Source organism: Caulobacter sp. (assembly GCF_035254145.1).
Lineage (GTDB): Bacteria > Pseudomonadota > Alphaproteobacteria > Caulobacterales > Caulobacteraceae > Caulobacter.
The window spans coordinates 1-20,817 of sequence record NZ_DATFAV010000210.1 but is presented as its reverse complement, the minus strand read 5'-3'; the positions used below and the strand labels follow the sequence as shown (position 1 = coordinate 20,817).

16 protein-coding genes, 1 tRNA gene and 1 pseudogene are annotated in these 20,817 nt (G+C 68.4%); 9 read left to right on the top strand and 9 right to left on the bottom strand.

What is annotated here, in order from left to right; translation table 11 throughout:
- Together VJ655_RS12850 and hutI are read right to left on the bottom strand one after the other, a co-directional pair.
- A partial coding sequence (locus VJ655_RS12850) for an aromatic amino acid lyase (protein WP_324111645.1) occupies nt 1-874 on the bottom strand: 874 nt, incomplete at its 3' end.
- Nucleotides 859-2,064 carry an imidazolonepropionase gene (gene hutI / locus VJ655_RS12845; RefSeq protein ID WP_324111643.1) on the bottom strand — a complete coding sequence of 402 codons (1,206 nt, stop codon included), beginning with the start codon at nt 2,062-2,064 and terminating at the stop codon, nt 859-861. The genes VJ655_RS12850 and hutI, both read right to left, overlap by 16 nt.
- Before the next feature lie 105 nt (nt 2,065-2,169).
- Here hutI and VJ655_RS12840 point away from each other — a divergent pair, with 105 nt between their 5' ends.
- Complete coding sequence (locus tag VJ655_RS12840) at nt 2,170-3,525, top strand: formimidoylglutamate deiminase (protein ID WP_324111649.1); 1,356 nt, start codon at nt 2,170-2,172, stop codon at nt 3,523-3,525.
- Complete coding sequence (gene hutC, locus VJ655_RS12835) at nt 3,522-4,232, top strand: histidine utilization repressor (protein ID WP_324111641.1); 711 nt, start codon at nt 3,522-3,524, stop codon at nt 4,230-4,232. Before VJ655_RS12840 ends, hutC begins: the two co-directional genes overlap by 4 nt.
- A 6-nt stretch (nt 4,233-4,238) precedes the next feature.
- Here the strand turns inward: hutC and VJ655_RS12830 are convergent, their stop codons facing one another.
- The gene (locus tag VJ655_RS12830; protein WP_324111639.1) at nt 4,239-5,156 is read right to left on the bottom strand and encodes a retropepsin-like aspartic protease; all 918 of its coding nucleotides are present in this window, start codon (nt 5,154-5,156) and stop codon (nt 4,239-4,241) included.
- Nucleotides 5,157-5,325: 169 nt separating this feature from the next.
- Between VJ655_RS12830 and VJ655_RS12825 the strand changes: the two genes are divergently transcribed.
- The gene (locus tag VJ655_RS12825; protein WP_324111637.1) at nt 5,326-5,865 is read left to right on the top strand and encodes a DUF1993 domain-containing protein; all 540 of its coding nucleotides are present in this window, start codon (nt 5,326-5,328) and stop codon (nt 5,863-5,865) included.
- A 146-nt stretch (nt 5,866-6,011) separates the two neighbouring features.
- On the opposite strand, the gene VJ655_RS12820 is transcribed toward VJ655_RS12825, so the two are convergent.
- The 3 genes from VJ655_RS12820 to ybaK all read right to left on the bottom strand — a co-directional run bounded on the left by VJ655_RS12820 (nt 6,012) and on the right by ybaK (nt 7,024).
- Nucleotides 6,012-6,377 (bottom strand): GFA family protein, encoded by a 366-nt coding sequence (locus VJ655_RS12820; RefSeq protein ID WP_324111636.1) that lies wholly within the window; start codon nt 6,375-6,377, stop codon nt 6,012-6,014.
- 40 nt (nt 6,378-6,417) lie between these two features.
- Nucleotides 6,418-6,494 (bottom strand) — tRNA-Met (locus VJ655_RS12815).
- A gap of 53 nt (nt 6,495-6,547) precedes the next feature.
- Nucleotides 6,548-7,024 (bottom strand): Cys-tRNA(Pro) deacylase, encoded by a 477-nt coding sequence (ybaK, locus tag VJ655_RS12810; protein ID WP_324111634.1) that lies wholly within the window; start codon nt 7,022-7,024, stop codon nt 6,548-6,550.
- Between the two features lie 48 nt (nt 7,025-7,072).
- On the opposite strand from ybaK, the gene VJ655_RS12805 reads away from it, so the two are divergent.
- From VJ655_RS12805 to VJ655_RS21120, 4 genes and pseudogenes are all read left to right on the top strand, one after another.
- Nucleotides 7,073-8,755, top strand: coding sequence for a copper resistance system multicopper oxidase (locus tag VJ655_RS12805; protein ID WP_324111632.1), 1,683 nt, complete (start codon nt 7,073-7,075; stop codon nt 8,753-8,755).
- On the top strand, nt 8,755-9,573 hold the full coding sequence (locus VJ655_RS12800) for a copper resistance protein B (protein ID WP_414646978.1): 819 nt from the start codon (nt 8,755-8,757) through the stop codon (nt 9,571-9,573). The genes VJ655_RS12805 and VJ655_RS12800 overlap by 1 nt, the downstream gene beginning before the upstream one ends.
- A 107-nt stretch (nt 9,574-9,680) precedes the next feature.
- Complete coding sequence (locus VJ655_RS12795) at nt 9,681-11,273, top strand: fatty acid--CoA ligase (RefSeq protein WP_324111630.1); 1,593 nt, start codon at nt 9,681-9,683, stop codon at nt 11,271-11,273.
- A gap of 9 nt (nt 11,274-11,282) precedes the next feature.
- Nucleotides 11,283-11,401: pseudogene (locus VJ655_RS21120) on the top strand (hypothetical protein); the annotation flags it as partial.
- A gap of 14 nt (nt 11,402-11,415) precedes the next feature.
- On the opposite strand, the gene VJ655_RS12790 reads toward VJ655_RS21120, so the two are convergent.
- The 3 genes from VJ655_RS12790 to VJ655_RS12780 form a co-directional block, all read right to left on the bottom strand.
- Entirely contained in the window at nt 11,416-12,339 is a 924-nt protein-coding gene (locus tag VJ655_RS12790) for a Gfo/Idh/MocA family oxidoreductase (RefSeq protein WP_324111628.1), read from the bottom strand.
- A 165-nt stretch (nt 12,340-12,504) separates the two neighbouring features.
- Complete coding sequence (locus tag VJ655_RS12785) at nt 12,505-14,802, bottom strand: beta-glucosidase (RefSeq protein ID WP_324111626.1); 2,298 nt, start codon at nt 14,800-14,802, stop codon at nt 12,505-12,507.
- A gap of 59 nt (nt 14,803-14,861) precedes the next feature.
- The gene (locus VJ655_RS12780; protein WP_324111624.1) at nt 14,862-15,905 is read right to left on the bottom strand and encodes a LacI family DNA-binding transcriptional regulator; all 1,044 of its coding nucleotides are present in this window, start codon (nt 15,903-15,905) and stop codon (nt 14,862-14,864) included.
- A gap of 639 nt (nt 15,906-16,544) precedes the next feature.
- On the opposite strand from VJ655_RS12780, the gene VJ655_RS12775 reads away from it, so the two are divergent.
- Together VJ655_RS12775 and VJ655_RS12770 are read left to right on the top strand one after the other, a co-directional pair.
- Nucleotides 16,545-19,628: a TonB-dependent receptor gene (locus VJ655_RS12775; protein ID WP_324111622.1), complete on the top strand. Its 3,084-nt coding sequence runs from the start codon at nt 16,545-16,547 to the stop codon at nt 19,626-19,628.
- Nucleotides 19,629-19,772: 144 nt separating this feature from the next.
- Nucleotides 19,773-20,817, top strand: a 1,045-nt coding sequence (locus tag VJ655_RS12770; RefSeq protein ID WP_324111620.1) for a tryptophan halogenase family protein, incomplete at its 3' end; no start/stop codon positions are given.

Genomic DNA, 20,817 nt, shown 5'->3' with positions numbered 1-20,817 from the left:
CCTGCGGCTGGCAGCGCAGGCAGTAGGGGTCCTGGACCCGCTCGTCCGCCTTCAGGTGCGAGGCGCGAATCTCCGAGGCCGCCATCAGGACGCGCAGGGCGGCGGCGGTCTCGATCTGGCCGGCGTGGCGGCGCAGGGCGTGGATGCGCGGATCGAACGGAGTGTCCGAACCCTTGGCCGCTTCGGTCGACAGGGCGCCGGTGACCAGGGCCGACTGGAACAGTCGCTCGGCCTCGAACAGGCCCGCCAGGGCGTTGGCGGTCGAGAACTGGGTGCCGTTGAGCAGGGCCAGACCTTCCTTCGGGCCCAAGGTCAGGGGCTCCAGGCCGGCCTTCTTCAGCGCCTTGGCCGCCAGCTTACGCTCGCCGTCGACGAAGATCTCGCCGACCCCGATCATGGTCGCGGCCATGTGGGCCAGCGGCGCCAGATCGCCCGAGGCGCCGACCGAGCCTTGGGCTGGGATGACCGGCGTCAGGTCCTGGCGCAGCATCTCCTCTAGCATCCGCACGGTCTCGACCCGCACGCCCGAGGCGCCTTGCGCCAGGCTGGCCAGCTTCAGGGCCATCATCAGGCGGATGACGGGGACGGGCGAAGGCTCGCCGACGCCGGCCGCGTGCGACAGGACGATGTTGCGCTGCAGGGTCTCGAGGTCCGCGTCGCCGATGCGGACGCTGGCCAGCTTCCCGAAACCCGTATTGATCCCGTAAACCGGCTCGCCCTTGGCCAGGATGCGTTCGACGGCGGCGGCGCTTTGCGCGATCACCGGCCAGGCCTCGTCGGTGAGGCTTGCCGTCGCGCCGCGATAGATCGCCTTCCAGTCGGCCAGCGGCACGTCGCCGGGGTTCAGAACAAGCTTTGTCACTGGCCTCTCCACACGCGCGCATGGAGCGGATTGAAGCCCATGCGATAGACAAGTTCGGCGGGACGCTCGACGTCCCAGAGGGCGAGATCGCAGGCCTTGCCGGCCTCCAGCGTCCCGCGGTCGTGCAGCAGGCCCAGGGCTCGCGCGGCCTCCCGCGTCACCCCGGCCAGGCACTCCTCGACGGTCATCCGGAAGAGCGTGGCGGCCATGTTCATGACCAGCAGCGGCGAGGTCAGGGGTGAGGTGCCGGGATTGCAGTCGGTGGCCAGGGCCATGGGCACGCCGGCCTCGCGCAGGGTCGCGATCGGCGGGGCCTTGTGCTCCCGCGTGAAGTAGTAGGCGCCGGGCAGCAGGGTCGCGACCGTGCCCGCTGCGGCCATGGCGGCGACGCCGGCCTCGTCCAGGTGCTCCAGGTGGTCGGCCGACAGCGCTCCGAACTCGGCGGCCAGGGCGGCGCCCTCGAGGTTCGACAGCTGCTCGGCATGCAGCTTCACCGGCAGGCCGTGGGCCCTGGCGGCCTCGAACACGCGGCGGATCTGGGTGGGCGAAAAGCCGATGCCCTCGCAGAAGCCGTCGACGGCGTCGGCCAGGCCGCGCGCGGCGACAGCCGGGATCATCTTCTCGCAGACCAGGGTGACATAGCCGTCCGGGTCGTCGCGATATTCCGGCGGCAGGGCGTGGGCGCCGAGGAAGGTCGTGCTGATCCCGACGCGGCGGATCTCGGCCAAGGCGCGGGCGGCGCGCAGGCTCTTGAGCTCGTCGTCCAGGGAGAGGCCGTAGCCGGACTTGATCTCGACCGTGGTGACGCCCTCGGCGATCAGGGCGTCCAGGCGGGGCAAGGCGGCCTGGACCAGCTCGTCTTCGGACGCCGCACGGGTGGCGCGCATGGTCGAGACGATGCCGCCGCCGGCCTTCGCGATCTCCTCATACGAAGCGCCGGCCAGGCGCAGCTCGAATTCGTGGGCGCGGTCGCCGGCGAAGACGAGGTGGGTGTGCGGATCGATCAGGCCCGGCGTGATCCAGCGGCCTTCGCAGTCGATGGTGCGGGCGGCCTCGAAGGCGGGGGCGTCGTCGGCCGAACCAGCGTAGACGATGCGGCCGTCGCGCGCGGCGATCACGCCGCGCTCGACGAGTCCGAGGCCCGGCTGCGTGGGGTTCAGGGTGGCGAGACGGCAAGTTATCCACAGGGTGTCGCAACGCATCCCGTCCGTCTCCCTCGCTTGCAGCCGGCTTCAATATGTATAGACATATTTGCGAACGATAAGGCTTGTCCAGTGACCGACGCCCAAAATCTAAGCGAGCATCCTGTGTCCTCGACCGTCGTCTGGTGCGAGAGCGCCCTGCTGGCGGACGGCTGGGCGCGAGGCGTGAAGTTCACGATCGCCGACGGCCGCATCGCGCGGATCGACACGGACACGTCCGCTGGCGACGTCCAACGCCTCGGCCCCGCCCTGCCGGGCCTGGGCAACGTCCACAGCCACGCCTTCCAGCGCGCCATGGCCGGCCTGGCCGAGACGCGCGGCGAGACCGGCGACAACTTCTGGACCTGGCGCGAGGTCATGTACCGCTTCCTGGAGCGGCTGGACCCCGACATGGCCCAGGCCATCGCCGCCATGGGCCAGGTCGAGATGCTGGAGGGCGGCTTCACCCGGGTGGGCGAGTTCCACTACCTGCACCACGCGCCCGACGGGACGCCGTATGACAACCCGGCGGAGATGGCGGCGCGGATGGCGGCGGCGGCGGAAGAGACCGGAATCGGCCTGACCCTGCTGCCGGTGTTCTACGCGCACTCAAACTTCGGCGGCTTGCCGCCCACCGACGGCCAGACGCGCTTCATTCACGACGTCGACGGCTTCGCGCGGCTGGTCGAGGCCTGCCGCGGGATCGTCGCGGACTTGCCCGAGGCGGTGGTCGGGATCGCGCCGCACAGCCTGCGCGCGGTCACGGGCGAGGAACTCGACGCCATCCTGCCGTTGGCGGCCGGCGGGCCGATCCACATGCATGTGGCCGAGCAGACCAAGGAGGTCGACGACTGCCTGGCCGCCACCGGCGCGCGCCCCGTCCGCTGGCTGATGAACCACGTCGAGGTCACCAAGCAGTGGTGCCTGATCCACGCCACGCACCTCAACGCCACCGAAACCGAGCGCCTGGCCAAGAGCGGCGCGGTGGCGGGCCTGTGTCCGGTGACCGAGGCCAATCTGGGCGACGGGATCTTTCCGGCCCCGGACTACCTGGCCGCTGGCGGAAGCTTCGGAATCGGCACGGACTCCAACATCGTTGTCGACGCCGCCCAGGAACTGCGAACCATGGAGTACGCCCAGCGCCTGACCCGGCGGGCCCGCAACGTGCTGGCGGGCGGCCCGCGCCGCTCGACCGGCGGCGATCTGTGGCGCGCGGCCGTGGTCGGCGGCAGCCAGGCGCTGGGCGTCGGGCGCGGCGGCCTGCGTCGCGGCGCGCCGGCCGACTTTATCACGCTGGACCGGGAGCATCCGAACTTGGTGGGCCGCTCGGGCGACACGCTGATCGACAGCCTGGTCTTCGCCGGCGGCGGGATCGACACCGTCTGGCGGCACGGCAGGCAGTTGGTCTCGGGCGGTCGCCACCATGCCCGCGAGGCGGTCCAGACCCGTTACGTCCGGACCCTGAAGGCCCTGCTGGCGTGACCGCGCCCCTGCACCAGCGCATCCGCGCGGACATCGAGGGCCGCATCCGCTCGGGCGAGTGGCCGCCCGGCCACCGCGTGCCGTTCGAGACCGAGCTGATGGCCCAGTACGGCTGCGCGCGCATGACGGTCGGCAAGGCCATGGCCGCACTGGTCGAGGCCGGGCTGATCGTGCGCCGCAAGCGGGCCGGCTCGTTCGTGGCCCGGCCACGCGTCCACGCCCCGGTGCTGAACATCCCCGACATCCAGGCCGAGATCCTGGCGCGTGGCGAGGTCTACGCCTTTCGGCTGCTGTCGAGAGCGGTGCGGGCGCCTGACCATGCCAGCGCCGAGGAGGTCGAGCTCGCGGCGGGCGGCGCGCTGCTGGCGCTGGAAGGCGTCCACGACGCCGGCGGTCGGCCCTTCGCTCTGGAGCGGCGGCTGGTGTCCCTGAAGGCCGCGCCGGAGATCGAGGCCGCCGACTTCGCCCAGATTCCGCCCGGCGCCTGGCTTTTGGAGCACGTCGCCTGGACCGAGGCCGAGAGCCGGATCAGCGCCCTCAACGCCGACGCCGAGGACGCGCGCCTGCTGGCCCTTGACGAGGGGGCCGCCTGCTTGGTCGTCGACCGCCGCACCTGGCGCGAGGGCCAGCATGTCACGCGGGTGCGCCAGGTTTTCCCTGGCGAGGCCTATGACCTGGTGGCGCGGTTCGGGCCGGGGGCGAGATAGCGGGGGTCAGCCGCAGTCGCCGTAGAAGGTGATCGTCTCGCCCGGATAGTCCAGCAGCAGCTTGAGCTTCAGGCTGGCCATCAGCCGGTTGCCGACATTGGCCACGCGGGTGTCGGTTGAGCCCTGCTCCGAATAGGTGCTGACCGTGACCCCGGGCGGGACGGTGAACGGGCCAAAGCCCACTGGCGCGTCGAGGGTGTAGGTCTTGGACTTGGCCTCGCCGCGCGCCCCGGTGCGCGTGACCGAGCCGGTTTCCCGAAGCTTGGCGCGAACGCCCGGCAGGTCCAGCGCGCTCTGGAACAGGCCGATGTTCCCGTTGGATCCCGTGTCGAAGGTGACCGGCGCGGTGGCGGCGCCGAACCGGAATTGGGCGATCACCGGGAAGCTGTCATGCGTCTTCAGCGGGATCGACCAGCGCGTGCGGCAACCGCGCGTGAAGGCGTCGGCCTCGCCTGCCTTGGCCAGGAAGCCGAGCCGCGCGCCCGGATAGTCGACCAGCACGATCTTGTCGGACAGGAAGCTGTAGCCAAGGATACCGTCGAGCTTTCGGCCGTAGCCGGCGGATATGCCGCCCATGTCGGTGGCCAGGGCGTCGAAGGCGCCGAAGCCGTGACCGCCGAGCGTGAGGCCCTCGACACGGCTGGGGAAGATCGTCGCGCCCTTGCCGTCGCCAAAGCCGCTGGCTTCGCCCGCGTCGCCGCGATCCACCGGCAGGCCAAGGGCGTCCGCCCGGGCCAGGTCGACGACGGACGGATTGACGCCGGTGTCCAGCAGCATGTGCAGCGGAACGCCCTTGATGCTGACGTCGAGCTCGATGGTGGTCTTGGAAAAGTCGAACGAAGCAACCACAGGTTCGGCGCGGACGGCGGGCGCGGCCAGGAACAGCGGCGCGGCGATCAGGAAGGTGGAAATGGTGCGAAGCATGGCGCGTCTTGAGGTTGAGCCCGTCAAGTCATAGCCATCCCGGCGCCTTTCGCCATCCGAATCCAGATTTGTCGTCCGATCCCCGTCGAACGATCGCATTTCGGGCGCCGGGCTGTTCGTGCTGGCGCGCGACGAGGAGTCTGGCTTAGCTGGCCAACCGGAGGACGACATGAACCTGCACGCGCTCACGATTCCGACCTACGTCCAGATGCTGAAGGGGCTGTCGGCTCAGTTGACCAAGGGCGAGGCCTTCGCCGCGGAGGGGGTTCTGTCCCCGGAGGCGTTGATCGGCGCGCGCCTGGCGCCCGACATGTTTCCGCTGTCCACCCAGGTCCGCTTCGTCTGCACCCAGGCCAGCGACCTCCTGCGTCATCTGACCGGCGCGGAATCGTTCGCCCCGGCGCAGGACGCGACCGATTTCGACGGCCTGCGCGCCCAGCTGGCGGACGCGGTGGCGCGGATCGAGGCCATCCCCGTCTCGGCCTTCGATGGCGTCGCCGACAAGAAGATCGAGTTGAAGATGCCCAATGGGATCGTCTTCGATCTCACGGGCGAGCAGTTCGTGCGCGACTGGGCGCTGGCCCAGGTCTACTTCCACCTGACGGCCGCCTACGCGATCCTGCGCCACAAGGGCGTCCCGCTGGGCAAGGCCGACTGGGTCCCGCACATGTTCGCCTATATCCGGCCGGGCACGCTGCCGGGCGCCTAGAGCATTTTCCGATCCAACTGGATCGGTGAAACGCTCTGGTCTTTTGTTTTGACGCATTTTCTGACGACGAACCGGCGTCCGCTTCGTCGGAAAATGCTCTAATCCGGCATCGTCTCGAATCGCGTCACGCCTTCGGGCGGAACGACCTAGGCGGGGCGGTCGCGATCGAACAGCAGCATGGCGGGCTTGAACAGGCTGGGGTCGTCCAGGCTGCCGGCGTAGATCGTGTGGCTGTCGTGCAGGCCATGCTCGCCGCCGAACACCAGGCCGCCGCAGGTCGGGCATGAGTTGCGCGTCGCCTCGCCGCCCCGGAAGGCGCGGCTGCGATACTGGCGCGTCGGGCCGGTGATGGTCAGGGCCGAGGCCGCAAAGCCCATGAACGGAATGAACCCCGATCCCGAGGCCTTGCGGCAGTCGCCGCAGCAGCACATGCCCATGTAGTCCGGCGCGCGGGAGGCTTCCCAACGCAGCGCGCCGCACAGGCATCCGCCCTTGAATGTGGTCTGGGTCATGTCGACAAGGTAGGGGCCGGCGTGAACGTCGGTCAATTCCTGGTGGCGGGGGGCGGGATCGAACCGCCGACCTGTGGGTTATGAATCCACCGCTCTAACCATCTGAGCTACCCAGCCGCACCAGGAGGCGCGGCTTATAGGCGAGAACCGCGCGGGATTTCAAGCACCACCTATTCGGCTACGATCGCCGCTGTCACCGCCCCCAGAGCCTTCACCGCGTCGGCCGGGGCCAGCTTCACCTGCAGCCCTCGCTGGCCGCCGTTGATGAAGACGTAGGGCTCGGCCAGGGCGGCTTCTTCCATCACCGTAGGCAGGCGCTTTTTCTGGCCGAAGGGGCTGACCCCGCCGACCTTGTAGCCGGTGATCCGTTCGGCGTCGGGCACGGGGGCCATGGCGGCCGATTTGCCCTTCAGGGCGGCGGCCAGCCTCTTCATGCTGACCTCCTCGTCCGAGGGCAGGATGGCGCAGGCGGGTTTGCCGTCCAGCATGACGATCAGGGTCTTGAGCACGCGACGAGGATCCTCGCCGAGAGCTTCGGCGGCCTGCAGGCCCACGCGTTCGGAGCCAGGGTCGTAGTCATACGTATGCAGATCGAAGGCGACGCCGGCCTTGGTCAATGCGATCGTGGCGGGAGTGCTCTTGGACATGCGCCCGGTGATACCCAAGTGCGTCCAGCGTTGGAATATGAGATAGCGATGACGGCTTTCGATCGACGGGTCCTGCTGCGCGGCGCCCTCGGCCTGGGCGCCTTGGGCCTGCTGCCGGGCTGGGCGAGAGCGGGGGAGGCGGGGCGGTCGCCGACCGCGCTGTCGGGGGAAGAGATCAAACTCTCCATCGGCCGGACCATGCCGCGGATCGACGGGCGGATGGGCCATGGTGTCGCGATCAACGGCACGATTCCCGGTCCGCTGATCCGCCTGAAGGAAGGCCAGCACGTCAGGATCGCCGTCGCCAACACCTTGGACGAGGAGACCTCGATCCATTGGCACGGCCTGCTGGTGCCCTTCCAGATGGACGGCGTGCCGGGCGTCAGCTTTCCGGGGATCAAGCCGGGCGAGACCTTCGTCTACGACTTCCCGATCCGCCAGTCGGGCACCTACTGGTGGCACAGTCACTCGGGCCTGCAGGAGCAGGTCGGCCACTACGCGCCGATGATCATCGATCCGGCGGGTGAGGATCCGATCGCCTACGACCGCGAGCACGTGGTCGTTCTGTCGGACTGGAGCTTCCTGCATCCGCACGAGCTGTTCCGGAAGCTCAAGGCCCAGGCCGGCTATTTCAACATGCAGAAGCAGACCCTCGCGGGGCTGCTGAAGGGCGAGGATCAGTCCCTGAAGGACAGGATCGAGTGGGCCGGGATGCGAATGGACCCCACCGACGTGCTGGACGTCACGGGCTCGATCTACACCTATCTCGTCAACGGTCACGGACCCGGCGACAACTGGACCGGCCTGTTCGCCCCGGGCGAGCGGGTGCGGCTGAGGTTCATCAACTCGGCCGCCATGACGATCTTCAACGTCCGGATCCCGGGCCTGGCGCTGGAGGTGGTCGCGGTCGACGGTCAGCCGGTGGCGCCGGTCAGCGTCGACGAATTCCAGATGGCCCCCGCCGAGACGGTCGACGTCATCGTGCGGCCGGTCGAGGACAAGGCCTTCACCCTGGTCGCGGAAGCGTCGGACCGTTCTGGCCTGGCGCGCGCGACCCTGGCTCCGCGCCTGGGCATGTCCGCGCCGGTTCCGCCGCTGCGCAAGCGGCCGCTGGCGACCATGAAGGACATGGGCATGGGGAACATGGGGTCGGGCATGGACATGCCCGGCATGGACATGTCGATGCGCTCCCAGGCCAATGCGCCGGGCGTGCCCCTGACGCCTGGCGTCCAAAGCATCGCGCCGATGCCGATCGACCGCATGGCCGAGCCGCCCCAGGGCCTGGAGGATGTCGGCCACAAGGTGCTGACCTACGCCGATCTGGCCAACCTCCACGAGCCGACGGACAAACGTCCGCCAGGGCGAACGCTGGAGATCCACCTGACCGGCAACATGGAGCGCTTCATGTGGGCGTTCGACGGCCAGCCCTTTGGACCCGACAGGAAGCCCTACGCCTTCGAGCGCGGCGAGCGGGTGCGAGTGGTGCTGATCAACGACACCATGATGGCCCACCCGATCCACCTGCACGGCCACTTCTTCGAGCTGGTCAACGGCCAGGAGCGCCAGCCGCTGAAACATACGGTCAATGTCGCGCCGGGCGGCAAGGTCGCCTTCGACCTGACGGCCAGCGAGCCGGGCGACTGGGCCTTCCACTGCCACATGCTGCTGCACATGCACGCGGGGATGTTCAGCGTCGCCACCGTGCGTCCGCTGGACGGGGAGGCCGCGTGATGCTCCTGGCTCCTCCGCCCGTCGACCAGCATGAGCACCATCAGCCCGCCGCAGACCCGCACGCCGGTCACCAGATGGCCGCGCCCACCGCGCCCGCCGCGCCGGCGAACGAGGCCAAGCCGCCGCCGATCCCGAGCGATCACGCCGCCGAGCGCTTCTTCAGCCCAGAGGCCATGGCCGCCGCTCGCGCCCAGCTGATGAAGGAGCATGGCGGCGTCACGGCCTGGACGGTCCGGGCCGACGTGCTGGAGCATCGCTCGCGCGAGGGCGCGGACGGTCAGGTCCTCGAGGGCGAGGCCTGGTGGGGCGGCGACGCCTCCCGCTGGGTGGTCAAGGCGCGAGGCGAACGCACCACCAAACACGAAAACGGGGGCGATGGCTGGGAGCGCGGCGAGGCCGAGGTTCTGAAGGCCTGGCCCGTCGGCCCCTATTTCGACGTGCAGGCCGGCGTCCGCTACGACCTGGCGCCGAAAGGGCGCAGCTACGCCACGCTCGGGTTCGAGGGGCTGGCGCCCTACTGGTTCGAGGTGCAGGGCGCGGCCTATGTCTCGGACCAGGGCGACGTCTCGGCGCGGGCGGAGGCGTCCTACGATCTGCGGGTGACCCAGAAACTGATCCTGCAGCCCAGGCTCGAGGGCGATCTCGCCGAGGCCGGCGCGGCGCGGCTCGAGGGCGGCCTGCGGCTGCGCTACGAAATCACCCGCGAGTTCGCTCCCTATGTGGGCGTGGTCCGCGAGCGGACGTTCGGGCCGATGACGCCCTTGGGCGAGCGCGCGGGAAGCACGGCGGTCGTTGTCGGCGTCCGCGTCTGGCGCTGACCCACCCTATCGTTACGGATAGCTTGCCGCGAGCGTAAGCCTGCCCCAACATTCGTTTGACCGGCCGCCGAGCAAACGAGCGCCGGACGACGAGGGAGTGAGGCTGAATGTCCGACGCGATCGATTTCGAGCGTATGCGCACCCTGGGCGACGTCGCCCGCTATCACGCCGAGGCCCGGCCGAACGCCGTGGCCTTCAGCTTCGAGGGGCGTGACACGACGTTCGCGACGTTCGATCGCCACACCAACCAGGTGGCCAACGCGTTCATCGAGGCCGGGCTGAAGACGGGCGACCGCATCGCCTATGTCGGCAAGAACAGCGACTGGTACTTCGAGCTGCTGATCGGGGCCGCCAAGGCCGGAGTGGTCACCACGCCGATCGGCTGGCGCCTGGCCGCGCCCGAGATCGCCTATATCGTCGCCGACAGCGAGGCCAAGCTGGTCTTCGTCGGGCCCGAGCTGATCGACCACGTCGAGGACGTGGGCGCGGAACTGGCCCATCGGCCGGTGGTCATCGCCATGGAAGCGGGCGGCGCGGGCGAGAACCGGACCTTCGAGGCCTGGCGCGACGCCCAGCCCGAAATCGATCCTTACAAGCCTATCGCGACCTCGGACATCGCCATCCAACTCTACACCTCGGGCACCACGGGCCGTCCCAAGGGCGCGATGCTGACCCACGACAACCTGCTGGCCATGCGTCGCGAGGCCAATAAGACGCCGTTGGCCTGGAACCAGTGGGGACCGCAGGACGTCAGCCTGGTGGCCATGCCGGTGGCCCACATCGGCGGCACGGGCTGGGGCCTTGTCGGCCTGCTCAACGGCGCCAAGGGCGTGATCGCTCGCGAGTTCGATCCCACCAAGGTGCTGGACTACATCGAGAAGGATCGGATCTCGAAGATGTTCATGGTGCCGGCGGCGCTGCAGATCGTGGTGCGGCTGCCCCGGGCGCGCGAGGTCGACTATTCACGCCTCAGCCACATCCTCTACGGCGCCGCGCCGATCCCGCTGGATCTGCTGCGCGAGTGCATGGAGGTGTTCGGCTGCGGCTTCGTCCAGCAGTACGGCATGACCGAGACGACCGGCACGGTGGTCTATCTCCCGCCCGAGGATCATGACCCCGCCGGCAACAAGCGCATGCGCGCGGCGGGCTTGCCCATGCCGGGCGTCGAGCTGAAGGTCATCGACGAGGCTGGAAACGCACTGCCGCCGAACACGGTGGGCGAGGTGGCCGTCCGCTCCGGCTCGAACATGGCCGGCTACTGGAAACTGGACGAGGCGACGGCCAAGACCGTCGACGCCGACGGCTGGCTGCGCACCGGCGACGCCGGCTATCTCGACGAGGACGGCTATCTCTTCATCCACGACCGGGTGAAGGACATGATCATCTCGGGCGGCGAGAACATTTATCCCGCCGAGGTCGAGAGCGCCGTCTACGGCCACCCGCACGTGGCCGAGGTGGCGGTGATCGGCGTGCCGGACGAGAAATGGGGCGAGGCGGTCAAGGCCGTGGTCGCCGCCAAGCCGGGCGTCACGCCGGACGCCGACGACATCATCGCCTTCGCCCGCACCCGGATCGCCCACTTCAAGGCGCCCAAGAGCGTGGACTTCGTGGCCGCCCTGCCGAGGAACGCCTCGGGCAAGATCCTGCGGCGCGAACTGCGCGCGCCGTACTGGGAGGGCCGGGAGCGGCAGGTGAACTGAGGTCGCCTCAATCCTCCCCCTAGCGGGGGAGGTGGCGCGAAGCGCCGGAGGGGGAAGTGCTGCTGAGCCTGCCTCTTCCCCCTCCGTCGTCTCTTCGAGCCGACACCTCCCCCGCTAGGGGGAGGATTTAGGGTGGCGAGTCCTACTCGATAAACGCCTCGACCACGTCCCGCGTCCCAACCATGAACGCGTCCGCCACCAGGGTTAGCGGCCGCACGTCGACCTCGGAGCGGCCCTCGGCGATCAGCGTCGCGAACCGGTCGTAGAGGCCCGGATACTCCCGATTCTCGCCGACCTCGACGGACGCGCCGTCGATCGTCAGCTCGGCCCCGCCCATCGACAGCTTCAGCACGCCGTCGTCCGTCCAGATGGTGATGTCCCAGGTCTGCGGACCGGTCTGCAGGAAGTCGAGGTCGGCGGTGATCTCCGCGCCGGACACGGTGGTCATGTCCACATGGCCGGCGATCGGTGACTGGACGTTCTCGGGCACCTGCAGTCGGGCGTCGGTGACAAACACCTCCTCGGGCATGATCTCGGTCAGGATCGACAGGGCGTTGATGGCCGGGTCGAAGACCCCCATGCCGCCGGCCTGCCAGATCCAGGTCTGGCCGGGGTGCCAGCGCCGGACGTCCTCGCGCCATTCGATGGCCAGCTTGCGGACGGTTCGCTGGGCCAGCCAGGCCTTGGCCCGTGGCACACCGGCGGCGAAGCGCGAGTGCCAGCTGGTGAACAGCACCACCCCTTTTTCGCGAGCGACGGCGGCCAGTTCGGCGACCTCGCTGACCGTGGCGCCGGGCGGCTTTTCGAGGAACACGTGCTTGCCGGCGCGCAGGGCGGCCAGGGCCGTCTCGCGACGCGCTTGCGGCGGCGTGCAGAGGGACACCGCGTCCAGGTCGGGACCCTCGGCCAGCATCTGTTCGATGTCGTGGAAAACGGGAACCTCGCCCAGGTCGGGCTGGCTGCGGCTGGCGGCGGCGGCCAGGACGAAACGCGGGTCGCCGGCCAGGGCGGGAAGGTGCTGGTCATGGGCGATCTTGCCCACGCCGACGAGGCCAATCCGGATCAAGCTAGTCTCCTCCCACGGCCGTCCCGCCTTGCCCGCTGGTTATAGTATAAATCCCATGATGCAAGGCGACGGGCAAAAAAAGGAGCGCCGTGAAAGCGACGCTCCTGAAGGGGGAAGAGACAATGGGGACGGCGAGGGAAGGGGTGGCTTGACCCCGCCGACCCCCTACTTGCCCGCCGGCGAAACCGGCAGGCTCCGGGCCGCCAGGGTGACCTGGGCGGTGGAGGAAAGAGCCCGGGACGAGGATCCCAGGGCGACATCGTACTGGCCCGCCGCGATCGACCAGCCGTGGGCCTTTTCGTCCCAGACGGCCAGCAGGCGCGGATCGACCGTCAGGGTCACGCGCTGGGTCGCGCCCGGGGCGAGGGCGACCTTCTTGAAACCGGCCAGGCGCTTGGGCGCTTCCCAAGACACGCCATTGGCGCCGGCCTTCGGGCCGACATAGACCTGCGGCACGTCCTTGCCGGCCCGGGCGCCGATGTTCTTGACGTCGAAGCTGACCGTCACCCGGTCGCCCGCGGCGCTGGCCGTCAGGTTCGAATAGGCGAACTTGCTGTAGGATAGGCCGTGGCCGAACGGGAATAGCGGCTCGATCTTCTTGAGGTCGTACCACTTGTAGCCGACGGCGGCGCCTTCGATGTCGTAGTTGGTGTCGAACATCTCGCCTTCGGGCTTGCCGGCCCCGTCCAGCGCCGGACGCGGCAGGTCGGCCACGCTCCTGGGGAAGCTGACGGGCAGACGGCCCGAAGCGTCGACCTCGCCGGTCAGGACGCGGGCGATGGCCTCGCCGCCGGCCGTGCCCGGGTACCAGGCCTCGACCACGGCGCCGACCTTGTCCAGCCAGGGCATGGCGACCGGGCCGCCGGTCAGCAGCACCACGACGGTCTTCCCGTTGGCCGAGGCCACGGCGTCGATCGTGGCGTCCTGGTTCTTGGGCAGGCTCAGGTCGGGCGCGTCCACCGACTCGGTCGTCCACTGGTCGGCGAACACCAGGGCGAGGTCGCTTTGCGCGGCCAGCTTGGCGGCCCGGGCCGGATCGGTTCCGTCGTCATAGACGACCTTGGCGTCAGGATAGCGGGCCTGCAGCGCCTTCAGCGGCGAGGACGGATAGTAGATCACAGGGCCGGGCCAGTAGGCCGGCTCCAGACCCTTCACCGCGCGGCCGCCGGCCGGATAGACCTGAGACGAGCCGCCGCCCGAGATCACGCCGACATCGGCGTGGGCGCCGATCACGGCGATGGTCTTGGCGGTCTTGGCCAGGGGCAGCAGGTCGCCGTCGTTCTTCAGGAGGACGATGCCCTCCTCGGCGTCGGCCTGGGTGATCTTGGCGTGGGCGGCCAGGGTGGCGGCCGGCAGGCTGACCGGGCCGGGGCTGGCGACGGGATGATCCACGAGGCCGCTGGCGAACATCGCCCGCAGCACGCGACGGGCCATGTCGTCGATGCGCGCCTGGCTGACGCGGCCGGCCGCCAGATCCGCCTTCAGCGGCGCGGCGAAGAAGGGCTGCTTGTCGAAGGCGTCGCCGGCCGATTCCTGGTCGAGGCCGGCGTTGGCCGCCTTGGCCGACGAGTGGTCAGCGCCCCAGTCCGACATGACGTAGCCCTTGTAGCCCCAATCCTTCTTCAGGACGGTGTTCAGAAGCCAGTCGTTCTCGCAGGCATAGGTCCCGTTGACGCGGTTGTACGAGCACATCACCGAGTGTGGGTCCGACTGCTCGATGGCGAATTGGAAGGCCAGCAGGTCGGAGGTGCGGGCCGCCGCGTCGCCGATGTTGCTGCTGACCACGAAGCGGCCGGTCTCCTGGCCGTTCAGGGCGTAGTGCTTGATCGTCGAGATGATGTGGTTGGACTGGATGCCGCGGATCTGGGCGGCGACCATGGTCCCCGCCAGCCAGGGATCCTCGCCGCCATATTCGAAGTTCCGGCCGTTGCGCGGCTCGCGCATCAGGTTGACACCGCCGGCCAGCTGGACGTTGAAGCCGGAGTCGCGGGCTTCCTTGCCGATCATGGCGCCGCCCTTCTCGGCCAGTTCGGGATTCCAGGTCGCGGCGGTGGCCATGCCGGAGGGCAGGGCGGTGCGCTCGCGCAGGCCCTGGTGAGCGCCCTGGGTGGCGACGCCGACGCCAGCGTCGGTCTGGTGCTGGCCGGGAATCCCCAGGCGCGGCACGCCGGCGACGTAGCCAGCCGAGGCTTCCAGCGAGTCGGGATGGCGCGTGTACTTCGGCTTCAGGTCCGCGCCGAAGTAGCCGAAGATCAGCGTGAACTTCTCGTCGTTGGTCATTGCCGCCAGGGCGAGGTCCGCGCGCCTGTCGGCGTCGAGCTTGGCGTCCAGCCACGGCCGGGCGGGCAAGGTCGCGGGCTTGGCCGCCTGCGCCTGCGCCTGAGCGGGGGCGACGGTCAGCGCCGAGGCCGAGGCGCCGATCAGCAGCGCGAGCGTCAGGCTCGGCCAGGTCGTCCGGATCATGTTTCCTCCGTGGTCGTTCTTGTCAGCCGTGCGGCCGTTCCGGTCGCATCGGCGGGGTGTCAGGGTCTTCGACGGGGCGGCGGGCCGCTCCGCGCGGGACCGGTGGACTCGCGCACCACCAGCGTGTGCTGCGCGAGGAAGGGGGCGTTGGTCTTGCCCGCGCCCTCGTTGGCGTTCCACGCCGCGAAGGTCTGCAGCGCGCGCAGGGCCATCTGTTCGAAGGGTTGGCGGATGGTGGTCAGGCTGGGCCAGATCACCGCGGCGATCGGCGCGTCGTCGAAGCCAACCACCGAGACGTCGTCGGGGATCCGCAGGCCTCGGCGCTGGACCTCCATGCAGGTGGCGGCGGCCATGTCGTCATTGGCGGCGAAGATCGCCGTGGGCGGTTCGTCGATGTCGAGCAGCGCCTTGGCCGCGTCCAGACCGGTCTTGAAGGTGAACTCGCCATTGACGATCAGCTCGGGCGCGGGACGGGGCAGGCCGCGCGCCGCGTAGGCCTCGAAGAAGCCGTTGCGGCGATGGGTGCTGGCGGCGTGATCCGGGTGGCCCGCGATGTGGCCGATGCGGGTGTGGCCCAACGAGAACAGGTGCTCGGCCACGTCCCGCGCGGCGGCGCGATCATCCATGGCGATGGCCGGAAAATGAGGATCGGGCGTGGTCGGCGAGATCAGCACGCAGCGCACGTCCAGCTCGCGCATCAGCTCCTTCATCGGGCCGAAATCGCATTCGGGCGGCAGCAGGATCATCTCGCGGATGCCGCCGTCGCGCACGAAGGCGCGCACGCGGTCCTGCCAGCCGGGGACGGGGCCCTCGGACAGGTCGACCGACAGGTGCCGTCCCGTCTCGACGCAGGCCAGCAGCAGGGCGTGGTGGATGCGGGTGTGGTAGCCGCCGGCCGGATCGCCCATCAGCACGCCGACCGAGCCCGATCCCTGCGAGCGCAGGCTGCGCGCCACGGCGCTGGGCTGATAGTCTAGGTCGCGCATGGCCGCGCGGACGCGATCGCGCGTCTTGGCGCTGACGCTGTCGTGATCGTTGAGAACGCGGGAGACGGTCTTGGGCGAAACGCCCGCCCGCTCGGCCACGTCATTGATCGTCGTCATGGGTCCCCGTGTCCGCTCCACCGCCAAGCTTGCGCGCCCACCCCACCAGCGAAAGGCGGCGTCCGCAAGGCGACGAACGCCGAATGTCTTAGCGCGGGATGTCTCGAATGTCATGCAAAAGGACATTTACAGGACATATTGGGTCATTTTTCGAGACAATGGCGACAGCGCGCCGTCGCCGAAATCAGGCGTCACTGACCATGTCTCGCCGGACCTGTGCGCTCGCACGCGGTTGGGAGTCGACGTGCGCGAGCGTTGGGGTCTTGCGGCTCTCTCCAGGCGGAAAGTCATAACAAACAAGGATCTTGAGCGAATTTTTCCTCGAGGTGGTGGTAGCGGTCACATGTCCGGCCCCGCCTGGTCTTTGAGTGATGTCGCCCGAAATCCCTTGCCGCACGGGAATGACAACGTTGACATTACTGTTGACTTGACTGGGACATTTGACGAAGTTGACGACCGTTCGATGAAAGCGCGGGGCTGGAATCGGATGTCCGGGCGCAGGGGCCGCCAAAGGATTGGACAAGCGTCGAAAGGCGTTTGGGCAGCCCGGAAAAAAGCCTCAACCGGTCCTCTGCAGCCGCCGACAAGAGCGGAGGCGTGGGGGGCAGGCGAACGGCCAATAAGAACGGGGAGCGAAGAATGTCACAGGAAGCAAGGAAAGCCGTGCTTGCGCGCGGCCTGACGCTGGCGCTGGTCGCCGGCGCATCGCAATTGGCGCTGGCCACGAGCGCGTTCGCGCAGCAGACCGACGGCGACACCGCGGTCGAGGAGATCGTCGTCACCGGCGTTCGCGGCTCGCAGATCAAGTCGGTGGACGTCAAGCGCCGCGAGGCCTCGATCGTCGACGCCATCTCGGCCGAAGACATCGGCAAGCTGCCCGACGTCACCATCGCGGATTCGCTGCAGCGCATCTCGGGCATCCAGATCCAGCGCGACGCCGGCGAGGGCAAGACCGCCAACATCCGCGGCCTGCGGCAGGTGATCACCCTGCTGAACGGCGAGCAGTATCTCAGCGCCGGCAACATGGGCGAAGCCCAGCCGAACCTGCTGGACGTGCCGTCGCAGCTGATGAACCAGGTGCTGGTCTACAAGTCGACCGATCCCAAGAACGCGCTCTCGGGCATCTCGGGCACCATCGATCTGCGCACCCGCCGGCCCTTCCAGTTCAAGGAAGGCCTGACCTTCACCGGCGCGGCCGAGGCCCAGCGCGGCGACCGCACCAAGAAGGACGACTATCTGCTGAACGGCGTCGTCAACTGGCGCAACGACCGGGTCGGGCTGATGGTCGGCGCGGCCGCCAGCAAGGCCAATCTGGGCAACAACTATTCGGGCACCGTCGGCCTGTCGGGCAACAACGACTGGGGCGGCAATTTCGCCACCAGCTACATCTCGCCCCACGGCTACGAGAGCTTCAACCGCGTGGTCGAGCGCAAGCGTCTCGGGATCAACGCCGCGTTCGAGGCCGACCTGGGCGAGGGCTTCACCCTGATCGCCGAGGGCTTCTACGCCAAGCTCGACGAATACAACCGCGCGGTCGGCATCAACATCTCCAACCGCTGGGACGGCGGCGCCTTTGGCACCTGGAATAAGCCCACGGCCTCGACGCCCGTCGGCATCGGTAACTGGCTGGCGGTCGACGAGTACGACATCAATGCGTGGTGGGTGAACTCCTTCACCGTCAACCGCACGACCAAGTCCAAGACCAAGAACTACAATCTCGAACTGAACTACGACAACGGCGGCCCGTTCACCTTCGAGGCTCGGGCCATCCGCGCCGACGGCGACCGTCTCAGCATGAACGGCCAGGCCCAGGGCGACCTCTCCAACTGGCGCTACGCCGACGGCCGCTTCAACCTGTTCCGCGATGCGGCCGACCGCACGCGCGGCACCTTCTATCCGAAGGCCATCTGCGACAAGTTCGGCTCGTCCCGCCGCACGAACGCCGTCACCGGCAGCGCCGGCGGCTGCTACATCGATCCGAACCCGCTGGGCTACGGGGCCAATCCGCAGCTGCACTACAACATCAGCGGCGACCATCCGGTGTGGAGCGGCTTCGACCGTCCGCTGGCCGGCGGCCTCGGGGCCGGCAAGTCCCTCAAGGACTATATGGCCAACAAGGACAGCTACGCGATCGGCGCCTTCTCCTCGGAAGGCAACAACGAAATCAATTCCGACATGAACGTGTTCCGCGCCGACGGACACTACAAGTTCGACGACAAGCTGCTGGGCTTCATCACCAAGATCGACGCCGGCGTTCGCCAGAGCAAGCGCACCGTCGAGGTCGAGCAATTCCACCTGTTCTCGGGCTTCTACGGCGGCACGCCGGGCGCGGTGCAGGCCAATGGCCAGCCGGTTCCGGCGGGCGGCTGCGAGGCCCAGTGGAAGGCCATCGACGTCGTGATGAACCAGAACCAGTGCCAGGCGGGCGAGTTCGTGCCCGATCCGGTCACCGGCCTGCCGGTGTTCCAGGGCTATACGGTCAACCAGCCGACGCGCCTGGACACCTACAACAACGTGATCTGGGTCGACGACCTGGGCGGCGTGACCAGCGGCATGCCGGGCTTCTGGGCCATCGACCCGCGCGACTTCGACGACGCCGAGGCCTTCCACAAGAAGGTGTTCGGCGGCGCCATCCGCGTGCAGGTGCCGGGCCAGACCTATGACGTCCGTCTGAACGAGCAGAGCGCCTTCGGCGCCATCAACTTCGAGGCCGGCGGCCTGTCGGGCAACTTCGGCCTGCGCGTCATCGAGACCGAGCTGACGGTGAAGCAGAACCTCACCGGCGACACCCGCAACTACGGCGACACCAACGCCGACGCGGGCGACCAGCTGACCAATCGCAAGTACACCGACTGGCTGCCGTCGTTGAACGTCACCTACGACTTCAACGACCGGCTGAAGTTCCGCTTCGCCTACAGCAAGACCATGATGCCGCTGGACCTGACCAACTACGGCGGTGGTTTGAAGATCAACACCGCCGACTGCGGCGCGGCCCTGCCGAACGTCCGCTGCGTCACCAGCGCCGAGTCGTCGGGCAACCCCATGCTGAATCCCTGGCGGTCGCAGAACTTCGACGGCGCGATCGAGTACTATTTCGGCCGCGCTTCGATGTTCAACATCTCGGCCTTCAAGCTAAAGATCGACAGCTTCGTGACCAGCGGCGTCACCACCGGTCGCTTCCCCGACCAGGACGGCGTGATCCGTCGCACGGTCAACGTCACCCTGCCGATCCAGGGCGACGGCGGCGAAGTGAAGGGCCTGGAAGTCGGCGCCAAGCTGGCGGTCAGCGACTTCATGCCCGACGCCGGCTTCTTCTCGAACTTCGGTGTGGACACCAACTACACCTACTCGCCGAGCAAGGAGTCGCGCCTGGGTCTGGACGGCAAGAAGCTGCCCTTCCAGGACAACTCCAAGCACCAGTTCAACCTGATTGGCTGGTACCAGGACGACAAGCTGCAGGCGCGCGTCGCCTACAACTATCGCACCGACCGTCTGGCCGAGGTGATGAGCAACAACATCCCGATCTATCAGAAGAGCACGGGCTATGTGGACGTGAACGTCAGCTACAACGTTCGCGACAACGTCACCGTCTATTTCAACGGGTCCAACGTCACGAGCGAGATCGAGGATTACTACGCTCGCTTCGCGAAGGGTAAGACCCAGTACATCAAGCAGAACGAGTTCGAGCCCCGCTACACGCTGGGCGTCCGGGCTCGCTGGTAACCACGACCCCTCACCTCCTGCGGCCGCCGTGGATTTCCGCGGCGGCCACTTTTTTCGGAGGAGGGGACCTGTCCGGTCCGGGCGTGAGCCGATAGCCTGGACGGAAGCCGGACGTCAGAGCCGGAGAACTTGGGGAGCTGTTCGATGCAGGACAACAGGATCCGCAAGCTGGTGATCGTCGGGGGTGGAACCGCCGGCTGGATGGCGGCCGCGGCGCTGCGCCGGCATTTCCACGGCGGCCCGCTCGAAATCACCCTGGTCGAAAGCTCCGAGATCGGAACGATCGGGGTGGGCGAGGCGACCATTCCCACCATCCGCGGCTTCTACCAACAGCTGGGCCTTTCCGACATCGAGGTGATGCGGGCGACGGGGGCGACCTGCAAGCTGGGTATCCGCTTCAACGGCTGGGCCGGCGAGGGGCGGTCGTTCATCCATCCGTTCGGCCTGTTCGGCCAGGATCTGCGGGGGATCCCGTTCCATCACTACTGGCGCAAGCTGGCCGAGGCGGGCGAGCCGACCGACATCGCCGACTATTCGCTGGGCGCGTCGCTGGCGATGGCGGGCAAGTTCATGGCCCCGCCGCGCAACCCGGCCTCTAGCCTGTCCATCTTCGACTGGGCCCTGCATTTCGACGCCAGCCTGTTCGCCCAGCTGATGCGCCGGGTGGCCGAGGACAATGGCGTGAGACGCGTCGACGCCAAGATCACCAAGGTCAACCTGCGCCCCGAGGACGGCTTCGTGAGCTCGCTGGACCTGCACACTGGCGAGACGCTGGAGGGCGATCTTTTTATCGACTGCTCGGGTTTCCGGGGGCTCCTGATCGAGGAGGCGCTGGGGACCGGCTACGAGTCTTGGAACGACCTGCTGCTGTGCGACCGCGCCTGGGCCGTGCAGAGCGAAGGCGTCGGCGATCCGATGCCGTACACGGACGTCACCGCTCAAGCCGCTGGCTGGCGCTGGCGCATTCCGCTGCAGCACCGCTATGGCAACGGCTACGTCTTCTCCTCGCGCCATATCAGCGACGAGGACGCCCTGGCCGAGCTGAAGGCGGCCGTTCCCGATCCGCTGCTGCACGCGCCGCGCCTGATCCGCTTCAACCCCGGCCGCCGCAAGCAGGTCTGGAACCGGAACGTCATCGCGCTGGGCCTGGCCTCCGGCTTCCTGGAGCCGCTGGAGAGCACCTCGATCG

What these genes read in the sequence shown, in the direction of transcription:
- ybaK (WP_324111634.1), bottom strand. Translation starts at nt 7,024, where the DNA reads ATGTCCAAGAGCACTCCCGCCACGATCGCATTGACCAAGGCCGGCGTC.
- VJ655_RS12800 (WP_414646978.1), top strand. Translation starts at nt 8,755, where the DNA reads ATGCTCCTGGCTCCTCCGCCCGTCGACCAGCATGAGCACCATCAGCCC.
- hutI (WP_324111643.1), bottom strand. Translation starts at nt 2,064, where the DNA reads ATGCGTTGCGACACCCTGTGGATAACTTGCCGTCTCGCCACCCTGAAC.
- VJ655_RS12775 (WP_324111622.1), top strand. Translation starts at nt 16,545, where the DNA reads ATGTCACAGGAAGCAAGGAAAGCCGTGCTTGCGCGCGGCCTGACGCTG.
- VJ655_RS12785 (WP_324111626.1), bottom strand. Translation starts at nt 14,802, where the DNA reads ATGATCCGGACGACCTGGCCGAGCCTGACGCTCGCGCTGCTGATCGGC.
- VJ655_RS12830 (WP_324111639.1), bottom strand. Translation starts at nt 5,156, where the DNA reads ATGCTTCGCACCATTTCCACCTTCCTGATCGCCGCGCCGCTGTTCCTG.
- VJ655_RS12805 (WP_324111632.1), top strand. Translation starts at nt 7,073, where the DNA reads ATGACGGCTTTCGATCGACGGGTCCTGCTGCGCGGCGCCCTCGGCCTG.
- VJ655_RS12795 (WP_324111630.1), top strand. Translation starts at nt 9,681, where the DNA reads ATGTCCGACGCGATCGATTTCGAGCGTATGCGCACCCTGGGCGACGTC.
- VJ655_RS12820 (WP_324111636.1), bottom strand. Translation starts at nt 6,377, where the DNA reads ATGACCCAGACCACATTCAAGGGCGGATGCCTGTGCGGCGCGCTGCGT.
- VJ655_RS12780 (WP_324111624.1), bottom strand. Translation starts at nt 15,905, where the DNA reads ATGACGACGATCAATGACGTGGCCGAGCGGGCGGGCGTTTCGCCCAAG.
- VJ655_RS12825 (WP_324111637.1), top strand. Translation starts at nt 5,326, where the DNA reads ATGAACCTGCACGCGCTCACGATTCCGACCTACGTCCAGATGCTGAAG.